Annotated in this window: 10 protein-coding genes; 5 read left to right on the forward strand and 5 right to left on the reverse strand. The window is 68.8% G+C overall.

What is annotated here, in order from left to right; translation table 11 throughout:
- The first annotated feature begins 15 nt into the window (after positions 1–15).
- On the forward strand, positions 16–2823 hold the full coding sequence (gene polA / locus AC58NV_RS19700) for a DNA polymerase I (protein WP_497228650.1): 2808 nt from the start codon (positions 16–18) through the stop codon (positions 2821–2823).
- Between the two features lie 343 nt (positions 2824–3166).
- Here the strand turns inward: polA and AC58NV_RS19705 are convergent, their stop codons facing one another.
- The 3 genes from AC58NV_RS19705 to AC58NV_RS19715 all read right to left on the reverse strand — a co-directional run bounded on the left by AC58NV_RS19705 (position 3167) and on the right by AC58NV_RS19715 (position 5117).
- Positions 3167–3403 (reverse strand): DUF2798 domain-containing protein, encoded by a 237-nt coding sequence (locus tag AC58NV_RS19705; protein ID WP_497228651.1) that lies wholly within the window; start codon positions 3401–3403, stop codon positions 3167–3169.
- A gap of 111 nt (positions 3404–3514) precedes the next feature.
- A complete protein-coding gene (locus AC58NV_RS19710) occupies positions 3515–4267 on the reverse strand; it encodes a hydroxypyruvate isomerase family protein (RefSeq protein WP_497228652.1) in 753 nt (250 codons plus the stop codon).
- Between the two features lie 265 nt (positions 4268–4532).
- Entirely contained in the window at positions 4533–5117 is a 585-nt protein-coding gene (locus tag AC58NV_RS19715; RefSeq protein ID WP_497228653.1) for a DUF1285 domain-containing protein, read from the reverse strand.
- A 64-nt stretch (positions 5118–5181) separates the two neighbouring features.
- On the opposite strand from AC58NV_RS19715, the gene AC58NV_RS19720 reads away from it, so the two are divergent.
- The 4 genes from AC58NV_RS19720 to AC58NV_RS19735 are packed head-to-tail and all read left to right on the forward strand — an operon-like array spanning position 5182 to position 11924.
- Positions 5182–6189 (forward strand): AAA family ATPase, encoded by a 1008-nt coding sequence (locus AC58NV_RS19720; protein WP_497228654.1) that lies wholly within the window; start codon positions 5182–5184, stop codon positions 6187–6189.
- Entirely contained in the window at positions 6186–7079 is an 894-nt protein-coding gene (locus AC58NV_RS19725) for a DUF58 domain-containing protein (protein ID WP_497228655.1), read from the forward strand. Before AC58NV_RS19720 ends, AC58NV_RS19725 begins: the two co-directional genes overlap by 4 nt.
- Positions 7076–9871, forward strand: coding sequence for a DUF4159 domain-containing protein (locus AC58NV_RS19730; protein ID WP_497228656.1), 2796 nt, complete (start codon positions 7076–7078; stop codon positions 9869–9871). The genes AC58NV_RS19725 and AC58NV_RS19730 overlap by 4 nt, the downstream gene beginning before the upstream one ends.
- Positions 9872–9881: 10 nt before the next feature.
- A complete protein-coding gene (locus tag AC58NV_RS19735) occupies positions 9882–11924 on the forward strand; it encodes a hypothetical protein (protein WP_497228657.1) in 2043 nt (680 codons plus the stop codon).
- A 143-nt stretch (positions 11925–12067) separates the two neighbouring features.
- On the opposite strand, the gene AC58NV_RS19740 is transcribed toward AC58NV_RS19735, so the two are convergent.
- Together AC58NV_RS19740 and pbpC are read right to left on the reverse strand one after the other, a co-directional pair.
- Positions 12068–12916: a 2-keto-4-pentenoate hydratase gene (locus AC58NV_RS19740; RefSeq protein ID WP_497228658.1), complete on the reverse strand. Its 849-nt coding sequence runs from the start codon at positions 12914–12916 to the stop codon at positions 12068–12070.
- A gap of 27 nt (positions 12917–12943) precedes the next feature.
- Positions 12944–14962 carry a penicillin-binding protein 1C gene (pbpC, locus tag AC58NV_RS19745; protein ID WP_497228659.1) on the reverse strand — a complete coding sequence of 673 codons (2019 nt, stop codon included), beginning with the start codon at positions 14960–14962 and terminating at the stop codon, positions 12944–12946.
- Positions 14963–15027 lie beyond the last annotated feature (65 nt).

Genomic DNA, 15027 nt, shown 5'->3' on the forward strand with positions numbered 1-15027 from the left:
GGAGCGCGGCGCACAATGAGCGGGACACAATTCGGCAAGGGCTGCCATCTGCATCTGATCGACGGCTCGGCCTTCATCTTCCGCGCCTATCACGCGCTGCCGCCCTTGACGCGTAAGTCTGACGGGCTGCCAATCGGTGCCGTGGCGGGGTTCTGCAACATGCTGTTCAAGCAGGTGGAGGATAACAAGGGCCCGGATGCGCCGACCCATGTGGCGGTGATTTTCGACTATTCCGGCAAGTCCTTCCGCAACGAGATGTACGATCTCTACAAGGCCAACCGGCCGCCCGCGCCGGAGGATCTGGTGCCGCAGTTCCCGCTGACCCGCGACGCCACCCGCGCCTTCAACATCGCCTGCAAGGAGATCGAGGGGTTCGAGGCCGACGACATCATCGCAACCCTGGCGCATCAGGCGCGCGATGCAGGCGGGCGGGTGACGATCATTTCGTCGGACAAGGACCTGATGCAGCTGGTTGGCGGCGGTGTCGAGATGCTGGACGCGATGAAGAACAAGCGCATCGACAGCGACGGCGTGGTAGAGAAGTTCGGCGTCGGCCCGGACCGGGTGGTGGATGTGCAGGCACTGGCGGGCGACTCGGTCGACAACGTGCCGGGCGCGCCGGGGATCGGGATCAAGACCGCCGCTTTGCTGATCAACGAATACGGTTCGCTTGAGGAGCTGCTGGACCGCGCCGAAGAGATCAAGCAGCCGAAGCGGCGCCAGACCCTGATCGAGAAGCGGGACCAGATCGAACTCAGCAAGAAGCTGGTGCAGCTCGATTGCAACATGGAGCTGGACTTCACCCTGGACGATCTGGAGGTGATGGAGCCGGATGCGGAGACCCTGCTGACGTTCCTGAGCGAAATGGAGTTCCGCACCCTGTCCAAGCGCATGGCCGACCGGCTGGGCATGGAGGCGCCTGAAATCCCGGAAGCGCCGGCAGCGGCAGCAGTATCCGCAGCGGAGGCGCCGGAAGCGGTGCCCTTCGACAAGGACAATTACGAATGCGTCCGCGATGCGGCGGCGCTGCAGGTCTGGGTGGACCGCATCCGCCAGCGCGGCTGGGTGGCGGTGGATACCGAGACCACCGGCCTGGATGAGATGGTGGCGGATCTGGTCGGCATCTCGCTGTGCGTGGAGGCGGGCGAGGCCTGCTATATCCCGCTGGCGCATAAGGCCGGCGGAGATGATCTGTTCGGCGGCGACGGGCTGTCGGAGGGGCAGATGCCGCTGGAGGAAGCGGTCGCCCTGCTGAAGCCGGTGCTGGAAGACCCGGCGATCATGAAAATCGGCCAGAACATGAAATACGACGCCAAGATCCTGCACCGTTACGGGGTGGATGTGGCGCCGGTCGACGACACCATGCTGATGTCCTATGCGCTGCACGCAGGCATGCACGGGCATGGCATGGACACGCTGTCGGAACGCTACCTGGACCACACGCCGATCCCGATCAAGCCGCTGCTGGGCAGCGGCAAATCGGCGATCACCTTTGACCGGGTGCCGATTGACGACGCGGTGCCTTATGCTGCCGAAGACGCCGACATCACCCTGCGCCTGTGGCAGCTGTTCAAGCCGCAGCTGCATCAGGAGCAGGTGACGACAGTTTACGAGACGCTGGAACGGCCGCTGGTGCCGGTGCTGGCGGATATGGAGCGCAACGGCATCAAGGTGGACCGCGATACGCTGAGCCGCATGTCAAATGCCTTTGCCCAGAAGATGGCGGCGCTGGAGGCGGAGATCCACGAGCTGGCGGGCGAGACGTTCAATGTCGGCTCGCCCAAGCAGCTGGGCGAGATCCTGTTCGACAAGATGGCATTGCCGGGCGGCAAGAAGGGCAAGACCGGGGCCTATGCCACCGGCGCGGATATTCTCGAGGATCTGGCGACCGAGCATGACCTGCCTGCCCGGGTGCTGGACTGGCGGCAACTGTCAAAACTGAAATCGACCTACACCGATGCGCTGCAGGATCACATCAACCCGGACACCGGCCGGGTGCATACCTCTTATGCCCAGACCGGAGCGAGCACCGGGCGCATGGCCTCGACCGATCCGAACCTGCAGAACATTCCCGTCCGCACCGAGGAAGGCCGCCGCATCCGCGAGGCGTTTGTGGCGGAAGAGGGCAATGTCTTGCTGTCGCTCGACTACAGCCAGATCGAGCTGCGGATCCTGGCCCACATGGCCGGGATCGACACGCTGAAGCAGGCCTTTGCCGAAGGGCAGGACATCCACGCGATGACCGCCTCGGAGATGTTCGAGGTGCCGCTGGAGGAGATGACGCCGGAGATCCGCCGCCAGGCCAAGGCGATCAACTTCGGTGTGATCTACGGCATTTCCGGCTTTGGCCTGGCACGCAACCTGCGCATTCCGCGCAAGGACGCGCAGGGCTTCATCGACCGGTATTTCGAGCGCTTCCCGGGCATCCGAAAGTACATGGACAGCACGGTGGAGTTCGCCAAGGAGCACGGCTATGTGCAGACCCTTTTCGGGCGCAAGATCCACACCGCGGAGATCAACGCCAAGGGGCCGAAGGCGGGCTTTGCCAAACGCGCCGCGATCAACGCGCCGATCCAGGGCACAGCCGCCGACGTGATCCGCCGGGCGATGATCCGGATGCCGGAGGCCATCGCCCATCTGCCCGCGCGGATGCTGCTGCAGGTGCACGACGAACTGCTGTTCGAAGTGCCGGAAGCCGCGGTGGAAGAGACCATTGCCGCCGCCCGCCAGGTGATGGAGAACGCCGCCGACCCGGCGGTGCATCTGGACGTGAAACTGGTGGTGGACGCAGGCCGCGGTTTGAACTGGGCCGAGGCGCACTAAGGCGCGCTCAGCGAGGCCGGCAGGGGTACTCTCCCGCCCGGCTTCGATCTGACGATCTCATCCCGTTGGGCCTGGCGCCGCTGGCGCGGCGCGGAAATTGCCGCGCCCTCCCCTCATCGGGTCAAGGGAGGCGCCAGCCTCCGCGCGTCCCGCGCGGCTTGCCCTTGACGCGGCCCGCCCTGAAAACAATCGGCAACGCCCCTCAAGGGCAGTCCTGCCCTTAGGGGCTTCTCAGCAAAACCCTTGCGCCGCGCCAGCGGCGCCACGCCCAACGGCTGCTGCTGCATCTTTGATGCAGCTTGCAGCGGGCGGGAGCACCCCCCTGCCTGAATTGCGCCCCTCCTCAGCCGCCTTCCGGCTGCTTGACCAGTTTCGCAACCAGCCTGCGCACCAGCGGCGCGGCGGTGAAGGCGACGGCAAAAGCGATCGGCCAGCTGAGCGTCCAGGCCTGCATCCAGGCGCCGCCGAACCCCGTGCCGAAACCAAGCGCCTTCCAGGTTGCGACGCCGGTCACGATGAAGGACATCAGGCCCGACAGGATCAGGCTGAACAGAACCGGGGCAAAACGGGCGGGGATCATGGCTGTCTCCTTGGCGGCGGCGGTGGCCGGGGGCTGCAGGAGATATGCGGTGCCTGGAATGCGGAACAATCTGCGCCGCTGCACAGGTATCTGCGCAGAGCGGCCTGGCGGTCAGCCCATCCAGCCGAGGCTGTCCTCGGTGCGCCGGGTCGAGGGGGTGTATTCGGCGCTGACCCAGCCGTCATAGCCGCTGGCGTCGATGGCGGCGAACAGCCTTTGGAAATCCACCGGCCCGGTGCCCGGCTCGCAGCGGCCGGGGGCGGCGCCGATCTGCACATGCACGGCGCGGGGGCCGAAGGTCTCCCACACCTTGAGCGCGTCGCCGTGGATCATCTGCGCGTGGTAGGCATCGTACTGCAGGCCGACATTGGGGCGGTCCACCGCGTCCAGTACCTCAACCGCAAGATTGTAGTCGTCGAGGAAATAGCCGGGCTGGTCGCCGCTGTTCAGCGGTTCGATGGTGAACTGCTGCTCCGGTGCGCGGTCGGCGGCCCATTGCAGGTTTTCTATGAAAGTCTGCTGCGCCGCATCGCCCTTGGCGTAGCCGGCCATCACGTGGATCTTGCCCGCTTTCAGCGCCTCGGCGTAGCGCAGCACCCGGCGGATGTCGCGCTGGAAGCGGTCGATGCCTTCCGGAACCGCCGCATAGCCGGGCATGCCGCCGGTGTAATTCGGGGGCGGCGCGTTGATCAGCAAGAGCTGCAGCCCGTTGGCCATCAGCGCACGCTGGGTTTCCTTGGCCGCCAGTTCGTAGGGATAGAGGATCTCCACCGCGTCGAACCCCGCCGCGGCGGCGGCCTGGAAGCGGTCAAGATAGGGCAGCTCAGCGAACAGCAGCGAGATATTGGCCGCGAAGCGGGGCATAGGATTCTCCTTGTTGACTGATGGTCTAGCGCCGCGCGGCGGGGCAGCCAAGGCGTCAAAAGTGCAGAATTTTCCTATTAAACTTTCGTTAACCGCAGGCAGGCCGGTTTCTGCCGTCTGCCGGCTGGTTTGACCCGTTCTCGACATGACAAAGAGGGCAGCGCCGGTCCCGGCGGGGCAGGAAGCGAAGCGCCCGCCCCGTGGGGGGCGGGACGGGCGCTGCCCGGCCTGCGGCCAGGCGGAAGTCTTGCAGGACGCCCTGGAGCTACTCCTCGTCCAGCTCTGCCGAAGGGATTAGCGGGAAGAACTTGCCGCCGGACCAGACTCCGAACCAATCTTCGTAGTGTTCGCCCAGCTCCGCCAGCCGGTAGAAGCTCTTGCGGTCGATCAGCGCCTCCAGCCCGGCGCGGATCATGACGTAGGGGGATGGCTCGCCGGTTTCCGCGTCGCGCTCTGCCCGGATCATATGGTCCGGGCCGGCCGCGGCGGTGTCGCCGATGCTGGTGGTGAAGGTGATCACCTGGTCGCGTCCCTGCCCGGCCACGTCGAAATCCACCGCCACGAACGGCGCGTCCTCGACGGTGATGCCGACCTTTTCGACCGGGGTCACCAGGTAGTATTTGCCGTCCTCAAGCTTGAGGATCGAGGCAAACAGCTTGACCAGCTCGAAGCGGGTGAACGGCGTACCGAGGTAATACCAGCTGCCGTCGCGGGCGATGCGGATATCCAGGTCGCCGCAGAACGGCGGGTTCCACAGGTGGACGGGCGGCAATCCCTTGCCTTTCCCGGCCGCTTTGGCGGCGGCGGCGATGCCTTCGGCATCGGGGGTCACGGGTTTTTGTCCGCTCATTGCTTTTGCCATTTCCTGTCAGCACGATAGAGTAACAGCATATATCCCGGGAACGAGGAATGTCATGCCTGAAACGGACGATCTGCTGGCCGGCATCGAAGCGCTGGAAGCCAAGCTGCAAGAGGCGCGCGCGTCGATCACCAAACGGTTCATCGGCCAGGAACGGGTGGTGGACCTCACCCTCTCGGTGCTGCTGTGCGGCGGCCACGGGCTGCTGATCGGTCTGCCGGGGCTGGGCAAAACCCGGCTGGTGGAGACCCTCAGCACGGTGATGGGGCTGGACGGCAACCGGATCCAGTTCACCCCGGACCTGATGCCCGCCGATATCCTGGGCTCCGAGGTGCTGGACACCGCCGCCGACGGGCACCGCTCGTTCCGGTTTGTGCCGGGGCCGGTGTTCTGCCAGCTGTTGATGGCGGATGAGATCAACCGCGCCAGCCCGCGCACCCAGTCGGCGCTGCTGCAGGCGATGCAGGAGCGGATGGTGACGGTGGCGGGTGAGGACCGCTCCCTTGGCGCGCCGTTCCATGTGCTGGCAACCCAGAACCCGATTGAGCAGGAGGGCACCTATCCCCTGCCGGAGGCGCAGCTGGACCGGTTCCTGTTGCAGATCGACGTGAACTATCCCGACCGCGCAACCGAGCGGGACATCCTGCTGGCCACCACCGGCGCCGAGGAGGCACAGGCCTATCAGGTGTTTACCCCGGCTGAGCTGATCGCGGCGCAGACCCTGCTGCGGCGGATGCCGGTGGGCGAATCGGTGGTGGAGATGATCCTGGACCTGGTGCGCGCCTTCCGCCCGGAGGAGCCGGGCGTGTCCGATCACGTGGCGCAGACCGTGGCCTGGGGGCCGGGTCCGCGGGCGGCGCAGGCGCTGATGCTGGCGGTCCGGGCGCGGGCGCTGCTGGAGGGGCGGCTGGCGCCCAATGCAGAGGACGTGCTGGACATGGCCAAGCCGGTTCTCAGCCACCGGATGCAGCTGAACTTTGCCGCGCGGGCGCGCGGTGAGAGCCTGGCGGCGCTGATCGAGGAAACCGCAGCGGATCTGGCCCGGACCGGGGCCGCCGCGTGACCAGGCCTGCCGCCTCTCAGGCTGCGGTTGGACTGCGGCACCGGGCAGAGGCCGAGGCCAGCACCCTGCCGCCCTTGTTGGTGCAGGCGCGGCATCTGGCCGGGTCGGTGCTGATGGGCGAGCATGGCCGCCGCCGGGCCGGCACGGGGGATGATTTCTGGCAGTACCGCCCGGCCCAGGCCGGCGACAGCCGCCGGATGATCGACCACCGGCGGTCTGCCATGGGCGACATCCAGTATGTGCGCGAGCGGGAGTGGCATATCTCGCAGACGGTGCATCTGTGGGTCGATACCGGTGCGTCGATGCGGTTTGCGTCCTCTGCGAAGCTGCCGCAGAAGATTGATCAGGCCCGGCTCCTGGGCCTCGCCGCGTCGGTGCTAATGGTGCACGGCGGCGAGCGGGTGGGCCTCACTGGCGGCAGCCTGCCGCCCCGGCGCGGCAATGTGCAGATCCTGCGGCTGGCCGAGGCGCTGTCGGACGACGAAGAGGAAGATTACGCTCCGCCCAATGGCCGCGCGCTGATCCCGCACGCGCGCGCCCTGTTCATCTCGGATTTCCTGGGCCCCTATGAGCCGGTGGAGCAGGCGCTGTCAAAGGCCGCCGCGCGCGGCGTCCGGGGCGTGCTGCTGCAGGTGCTGGACCCGGCGGAGGAGGCGTTTCCGTTTTCCGGGCGCACCTTGTTCGAGAGCATTGCGGGCGGTGTCACACATGAAACACTGAAGGCCTCTGCCCTGCAGGAGCGCTATCTGGACCGGCTGGCGGAGCGGCGCACGGCTCTGGAGCGGCTGTGCCGCGAGGCGGGATGGCGGTTCGGACAGCATCACACTGGCGACTCAGCGCAGAACGCGCTGATGTGGCTTTATCACGCACTGGAGCGGACCGCGCCATGACGATGATTGCAGGCATCGGCTTTACCGCGCCCTGGCTTTTGCTGGGGCTGCTGGCATTGCCGGTGCTGTGGCTGCTGCTGCGGGCGATTCCGCCCGCGCCGAAGCGCCAGCCGTTCCCGGCGGTGACGCTGCTGCTGGGCCTGAAGGATGACGAGAGCCTGTCGGACCGCACGCCCTGGTGGCTCTTGCTGCTGCGGCTCTTGGCAGTGGCGGCGGCAATTGTCGGGTTGGCCGGGCCGGTGCTGAATCCCTCCACCGAGGAGACCGGCGGCAGCGGGCCGCTGCTGATTGTGATGGACGCCAGCTGGGGCGGCGCCGAGGGCTGGAAACAGACCAGCGCCCAGGCCGCGGTGCAGCTGGAGGAAGCCGGGCGGGCGGAGCGCCCGGTGGCAGTGCTGCGCCTGAGCGCTCCGGAAGCCTTGCAGTTCCGCGCCGCCAGCGACTGGCAGCGGCAATTGGCCGGGCTGGCGCCCCTGCCCTGGCAGCCGGGGCCGGAGCAATTGCAGCAGGCCTTGGCAGCGATTGGCGGCGCCGAGGGTGGATTTGACACCGTGTGGTTCAGCGACGGGCTGGAATACCCGGGCCGCGAAGGGCTGATCGAGGCGCTGGGGCAGCGCGGCGAGATCGAGGTTTTTGAACAGCCCCTGCCGGTGCTGGGGCTGATGCCCGCGCGCTATACCGGCGGGACGATCGAACTGACGGTGCAGCGCAGCCGTGCGGGGCCGGCGCAGGAGGTCTCGGTGGTGGCGCAGGGCAAGGACCCGGGCGGCACCGAGCGCAGCCTGGCGTCGCTGCCGCTGCGGTTTGCGGATGGGGCGCGGGTGGCTTCGGCTGAACTGTCGCTGCCTGCCGAACTGCGGGCGCGGCTGTCGCGGTTTGAAATCCGCGGCGTAATGTCTGCGGGCGCGGTGGCGCTGACCGATGACAGCCTGCGCCGCCGCGAGGTGGCGCTGGTCACTTCCCAAAGCGCCGACGAGGGGCTGGCGCTGCTGTCGCCGCTGCACTACCTGCGCCAGGCGCTGGCGCCCTCGGCAGAACTGCTGGAAGGGGCGCTGCGGGATCTGCTGCCGGCCAACCCGGATGTGATCGTGCTGGCCGACGTGGCGCGGCTGGCGCCGGCGCAGGAAGAGGCGGTGATCGAATGGGTGGAAAACGGCGGGCTGCTCTTGCGCTTTGCCGGGCCGCGGCTGGCGGCCAGCGATACCGCGCGCGCGGGTGAAGAACCGCTGATGCCGGTGCGCCTGCGCATTGGCGGTCGCAGCATCGGCGGCGCGATGAGCTGGGGCGAGCCGAAGACGCTGGCGCCCTTCGCCGAGAGCTCACCCTTCTACGGGCTGGCGGTGCCCAATGAGGTCTCGATCAGCTCCCAGGTGGTGGCGCAGCCCGACCCGGAGCTGGCGCAGCGGGTGATTGCCGAGCTGGCAGACGGCACGCCCCTGGTGACGCGCAAGACGCTGGGCCAGGGCCAGGTGGTATTGTTTCACGTGACCGCCAATGCGGAGTGGAGCAGCCTGCCGCTGTCGGGGCTGTTCGTGTCGATGCTGGAGCGGCTGGCGGTGTCGTCCTCCGCCGCGGCGCCCAAGGCCGGCGACCTGGAGGGCACCACCTGGACACCGGTGGAGGTGCTGGACGGCTTTGGCCGGCTGGAGGCGGCAGAGACGCTGCCCGGCGTGGCAGGCCCGGATCTGGTGGCGGCGCCCGCGGGGCCGGAGCTGCGGCCCGGTGTCTATGACGGCGGGCGGCGGATGCTGGCGCGCAATGTGCTGCGCCCGGGCGATGAATTGATGGCGGCGCGCTGGCCGGCTTCGGTGGCGGTGAGCGGTTACGGCGCGCCGCAGGAGCTGCCGCTGGGCGGCGCGCTGCTGACGCTGGCGCTGGGGCTCTTGGCGCTGGATGTGCTGGGCACGCTCTTGGTTTCAGGCCTGCTGGGTCCCGCCCGCACCGCGGCGCTGGCGGCGGCGCTGGGGCTGGCAGCGCTGGCCGCGCCGCAGGAGCTGCGGGCGCAGGAGGCCCTTTCCCGGGAGCAGGCGCAGGCGGATCTGCGCGCGGCGGCACTGGCCTCTGAACTGGTGCTGGCGCATGTGCTGACCGGCGATCCCCAGGTGGACCGGGTCGCCGCGGCGGGGTTGCGCGGGCTGACGGACACGCTGTTTTTCCGCACCTCTGTCGAGCCTGCCGCGCCCGCCGGTGTCGATCTGGAGCGCGATGAGCTGGCGTTTTATCCGCTGCTTTACTGGCCCGTCACACGCGACCAGCCGCTGCCCTCGCCGGAGGCTTACGGCAAGCTCAACACCTATCTGCGGGCGGGTGGGATGATCCTGTTTGACACCCGCGATGCGGATCTGGCCGCCTCCGGCGCCACCAGCCCGGCGGCGCGGCGGCTGCAGCAGATTGCGCTGCCGCTGGACATTCCGCCGCTGGAGGTGGTGCCGCAGGACCACGTGCTGACCCGCGCCTTTTACCTGCTGCAGGATTTCCCCGGCCGCCACAGCCGCGGCCCGGTCTGGGTCGAGGCAGCACCGCCGGATGCGGAACAGGCCGAGGGCATCCCCTTCCGCAATCTGAACGACGGGGTGACGCCGGTGGTGATCGGCGGCAACGACTGGGCCGCGGCCTGGGCGATGGATGAAAACGGCCGGCCCTTGCTGCCGGTGGGGCGCGGCTATGCCGGCGAGCGGCAGCGGGAGCTGGCGTTCCGCTTTGGCGTCAACCTGGTGATGCATGTGCTGACCGGCAATTACAAATCCGACCAGGTGCATGTGCCGGCCCTGCTGGACCGGCTGGGGCAATAGGGGTGGTGTCATGACACAGACGATCCTGTTCGACCCGCTGGTGCCCTGGCCCGTGATCTGGGCCGCGGGGGCGGTGACCCTGGCCGCGCTGCTGCTGGGGCTGTGGAAGGGCCTGTCGGGCTGGGCCTTGCGGGCGCTGGCTGCGCTGGTGCTGCTGGCCGCTCTGTCAGGTCCGGTGCATCAGAGCGAGGACCGCGCGCCGCTCAGCGACATCGTGATCGTGGCCGAGGACCAGACCGCCAGCCAGCAGCTGCGGGACCGCCCCGAGCAGATGGCGCGCGCCCGCACCCAGCTGAAGGCGGCGCTGGCGGACCGGCCCGGCACCGATGTGCGCTGGGTCACGGTGCCGGATGGCGAAGGCGACGAAGGCACAAGGCTGATGGCGGCGGTGGCCCAGGCGCTGGCGGATGAGCCGCGGGCGCGGGTGGCCGGGATCATTGCCCTGAGCGACGGGCAGGTGCATGACGCCGATCAGCCCGTGAACCTACCCGCGCCGATGCATCTGCTGCTGACGGGGCGCGAGGACGACTGGGACCGGCGCCTGATTGTGAAGAACGCGCCCGGCTTTGCCATCATCGGCGAGCCGGTGAAGCTGACGCTCAGGATCGAGGATCAGGGCGCGGTGCCGGTGCAGGGCGGTTTTGCCGATCTGGATATCTCCGTGGGGGGCGATGCACCGCAGCGCTTTACCCTGCCCGTGGGCGTCGATTTCGAGCTGCCGATCGTGCTGCAGCACGGCGGCCGCAACGTGATCCAGTTCAGCGTGCCGGAAGAGCCGGGTGAGCTGACCGCGCGCAACAACCAGGCGCTGGTGCAGATCAACGGCGTGCGCGACCGGCTGCGGGTGCTCCTGGTCTCGGGCGAGCCGCATGCGGGCGGGCGCACCTGGCGCAACCTTTTGAAATCCGACAGCGCGGTGGACCTGGTGCATTTCACCATCCTGCGGCCGCCGGAGAAGCAGGACGGGGTGCCGGTGGAGGAGCTGTCGCTGATCGCCTTCCCGACCCGCGAGCTGTTCCTGGAGAAGATCGAGGATTTCGACCTGATCATCTTTGACCGCTACAAGCGGCGCGGCATCCTGCCGGCGGTCTATCTGGACAATGTGGCGAACTACGCGATGGGCGGCGGCGCGGTGCTGGTGGCGGCCGGCCCCGATTTTGCCAGCGCCGACAGTATCTACCGCTCGCCGCTGTCGCTGATCCTGCCTGCGGAACCCTCGGCGCGGGTGCTGGAGGAGGCCTACCGCCCGGAAGTCACCGATCTGGGCAAGCAGCATCCCGTGACCTCGGGGCTGGAGGGGGCCGCGGACTGGGGCCGCTGGCTGCGCCAGATCGAGCTCAGGACGCCGGAGGGCCATGTGCTGATGAGCGGCGCGGGCGAGCGGCCTTTGCTGGTGCTGAACCGGGTCGGCGAGGGCCGGGTCGCGCTGCTGGCCTCGGACCACGCGTGGCTGTGGAGCCGCGGATACGAGGGCGGCGGCCCGCAGCTGGAGCTGCTGCGCCGCCTGGCGCATTGGATGATGAAGGAGCCGGAGCTGGAGGAGGAGGCGCTGTGGGCCGAAGTGACGGGCCAGCGGATGCGCATCCTGCGCCGCACACTGGCGGGTCAGGCCGGGCCGGTGACGGTGACCGCGCCGGATGGCTCGGCGGTGGCGCTGGAGCTGCGCCGGACCGCGCCGGGCCAGTGGGAAACCCGCTATGAGGGGCCGGAGCCGGGATTGTACCGGCTGGAAGAAGGCGGCGAGACCACAGTGGTGGGGCTTGGCCCTGCCGCGCCGAAGGAGTTCGAGGAAACCATCGCCACCGGATCAGTGCTTGCACCCGTGCTGGAGCCCCTGCGCGGCGGCGTCTTGCGGCTGGAGGACGGGATGCCTGCCTTGCGCAGCGTGCGGGCCGGGCGGCCTGCGGCGGGGCGCGGCTGGATCGGCCTGACCCCGCGGGAGGCCTATGAGACGCTGTCGGTCAGCCAGGGCCCGCTGCTGCCCGGCTGGCTGGCTTTGCTGCTGGCGTCTTTCTTCATCGTTGCGGGCTGGCTGCGCGAGGGGCGGCGGTAGGCAGTTCAGCAAAAAACGGGGCGCTCCCGCCCATTCCTGGCTTCCTGGCGGAATCCATTCTGGTTGGGCCCCGGGGCCGAAGGCGCGGCGCGGGCGCTCCGGGCACAGCCCGAAGCGAATTGCCTCTTAAAGGCGGTAGCGAATTATTCTTTGAACTGCACCCGCACCACCGGGTCGCCCGGCAGCCCCTGATAGGTGACGCTGAACCCGCCCTTGCCCGCGCGCGGCGGGAACAGCGGGCCGAAAGAACCAACGGAAATCAGGTCGCCTGCCTTGAATTCCACGCCCTTGGAGCGCAGCCACAGGGCCGCGTTGACCGGGTTGCCCAGCACCGCCCGGCCCGGTGCCTGCACCAGCACCCCGCCGGCCGCGTCGCGCATCGTGACAGACATCTCCTCCAGCATCCGGGCCATCTCTGCCGGGTTGTCCACCGTGATTGGCGCGCCGAGGACACCCAGGCGGGTGCCCACACCCATCGCGGTGATGGTTTCCGGGGTAAAGGGCTGGCCCTTGGCAAGCGTCAGGTCCGGCAGTTCGATGAAGGGGCGGATGGCGGAGATATGGGATAAGGCCTCCTCTGGCGTTTGGGCGCTGTTGATGCCCGCATCCGCGACCACCAGCACCAGGTCTGCCTCTGCCATCGGGATGGCGCCCCAAGGGGTGTCCAGCGTGGTGCCGTCCTCCAGCATCATGCGTTCATAGAGCAAACCCTGCACAGGTTCGGAGGCGCCGAAGCGCTCCTGCGCAGGTTTGCTGGTGAGACCGGCCTTGTAGCCGATCACCGGACCCATATGCGGCTCCAGCGCGGCGGCGAGTTTGGCCTGGGAGCAGAGCGCGTCCTGCATGCTGCCGCCGGGGGAGAGCGCTTCGGCCGGGGTTTTGGCCCTGTAGCTTTCGACAAAGGCAGCAATTGCAGCGTCCGTGGCGCAGGCGGCCATGGCGGCGGGGGCAGTCAGGCAAAGGGTGCAGGCGGCAAGGAAAGGTTTCAGCATAAAAGGGGCCTTGGGATAAATCAGGGGTCAATCGATCCGCAGGTTAACCCGGTCCGAGCGGCCGGCGCCATCGACAATCACCAGCGAGGAGAAGCCGGGGCCGGGGCTGGGCAGAGAGAACTCGCGGTGGCGCTGGCCGGAGAGCACCGGCTGGCCGTTTGCCATCACCAGGAAGGGCGCGGTGCCGCCACGGAGTTTGAGCGTGAGATCTGCGCCCTCCAGCGCCAGCCGGGCGCCTTCGGGCGGGAAGATCAGCTCCGGTGCGTCTGCGGGGTCTGAAAACGCCGCATCGCGCGGGCGGAAGCGCTGCAGCGGCTGGGGCAGTTCGGCGGAGCTGACGATCAGCGTCGCGGGCGGGGGCGGCGGCAGGGGGGCAAGCGCGGGTTTCAGGCGGCCGAAGGCCTCAAACAGCACCGGGGCGGCGAGATCGCCGCCGAAGATGCCCGGCACCGGCGTGCCATCGGCGCGGCCCATCCAGACGCCGATCACATGGCGCCCGTCCCAGCCGATCGCCCAGGCGTCGCGGTGGCCATAAGACGTGCCGGTCTTGTAGGCGAGGGTTCCGGCGCGCGCGCCCGCGGGCACCGGCAGCCCGCGCAGGATGTCCGCGACCTGCCAGGCGGCCTCGCGTGAGGTAAGGCGGCCTGCGGGCTGCGGCGCGTCGCCTTGCATCATGCGCAGGCGCGGCCCCCGCCCGCCTGCGGCCAGCCCGGCATAAAGCTGCACCAGGTCCTGCAGGCTGATGCCGAGGCCGCCGAGAGACAGCGCCAGCCCCGGCGCGCCGCCGGGCAGTTGCGGTCTGGCGCCGCTGGCGCGCAGGGCGGCCATCACCCGCGCCGGGCCAAGTTCTTGCGTCAGTTTCACGACGGGGATGTTGAGAGACAGTTGCAGCGCCTCGCGCAGGCGGATGTCGCCGCGGAATGCGCCGTCGAAGTTCTGCGGCGCGTAGCCTGCGAAGTTGACCGGCCCGTCGTGGATCAGGGTTTCCGGGTGGGCCAGCCCCTGATCGAAGGCGAGGCCATAGATCAGCGGTTTCAGCGTGGAACCCGGTGAGCGGATGGCTTGGGTCATGTCGACGAAACCGCGGCGGGTAGCGTCAGAGTAGCCGGGAGAGCCGACCAGCGCCAGAATCTCACCGGTCTGATGGTCGGCGGCGATAAGGGCGGCGGAGAGGCGGGGGCTGGTGCGGACGGCCTCTGCCAGCAGCTGCTGCATCCGGGATTGCACCGCGCCGTCGAGGGTCAGGCGCAGCTGGCGTTTGCCGGGGTGCTGATCCGTCACCCGGTCGGCCAGATGCGGGGCGAGGCGCGGGAAGGCGGCCATCCGGTGCGGCAGCAGGGTGCGGCGGGCGGCTTTAGTCTGCTCTTCGCTCAGGATGCCTTGGCGTTCCATGCGCTCCAGCACCCGGTCGCGGGCATCGCTGGCGGCCTCGGGGAAGCGGTCGGGGCGTCGGCGCTCGGGGCTTTGCGGCAAGGCGACCAGCAGCGCGGCTTCTGCCGCCGTCAGGCGATTCGGCTCCTTGCCGAACCAGCTGTAGGTGGCCGCACGGATGCCCTCTGCCGCGCCGCCATAGGGGGCGTGGGTCAGGTAGAGGGTGAGGATCTCGTCCTTGCTGAGGCGGCGTTCGAGCGCCAGCGCCACCCGCATCTGGCGCAGCTTGCCCGCCCAGCGCCCGGTGGTGCCGTCCTCCAGCAGGCGCGCCACCTGCATCGTGAGGGTGGAGCCGCCTGAAACCGCACGGCCGTTTCGCAGCGCCTGGCCCGCGGCGCGCAGGAGGGCGATAGGGTCGACTCCGGCGTGGGAGCGGAAGCGCTTGTCCTCGTAGCGCAGGAGCATCTGTAGGAAGCGCCGGTCGACGTCGGCGGGCTGGACGGCGAGGCGCCAGAGGCCGTCGCCGACCGGGTAGGCGCGCAGGAGCTTGCCGTTGCGGTCGAGGACTTCGGTTGAAGTTTCAGTCAGGGTGAGCGGGAGGTCTGTGCGGTCGATCCAAGCGTCGAGGGTGCGCCACGCGGCGAAAGTCACCGCGATCAGCACCGCGAGGGCCAATGCGTTTCGTTTCCACCTCCTGCCAGACCGATTGGCCGGGCATCGCCCGTCCGCCCCCCCGGGCG

This window comes from Leisingera sp. ANG49 (assembly GCF_059694505.1).

Excerpts from the sequence above, each read along its gene's own strand:
- polA (WP_497228650.1), top strand. The coding sequence starts at position 16 with ATGAGCGGGACACAATTCGGCAAGGGCTGCCATCTGCATCTGATCGAC.
- AC58NV_RS19705 (WP_497228651.1), bottom strand. The coding sequence starts at position 3,403 with ATGATCCCCGCCCGTTTTGCCCCGGTTCTGTTCAGCCTGATCCTGTCG.
- AC58NV_RS19710 (WP_497228652.1), bottom strand. The coding sequence starts at position 4,267 with ATGCCCCGCTTCGCGGCCAATATCTCGCTGCTGTTCGCTGAGCTGCCC.
- AC58NV_RS19715 (WP_497228653.1), bottom strand. The coding sequence starts at position 5,117 with ATGAGCGGACAAAAACCCGTGACCCCCGATGCCGAAGGCATCGCCGCC.
- AC58NV_RS19720 (WP_497228654.1), top strand. The coding sequence starts at position 5,182 with ATGCCTGAAACGGACGATCTGCTGGCCGGCATCGAAGCGCTGGAAGCC.
- AC58NV_RS19730 (WP_497228656.1), top strand. The coding sequence starts at position 7,076 with ATGACGATGATTGCAGGCATCGGCTTTACCGCGCCCTGGCTTTTGCTG.
- AC58NV_RS19735 (WP_497228657.1), top strand. The coding sequence starts at position 9,882 with ATGACACAGACGATCCTGTTCGACCCGCTGGTGCCCTGGCCCGTGATC.
- AC58NV_RS19740 (WP_497228658.1), bottom strand. The coding sequence starts at position 12,916 with ATGCTGAAACCTTTCCTTGCCGCCTGCACCCTTTGCCTGACTGCCCCC.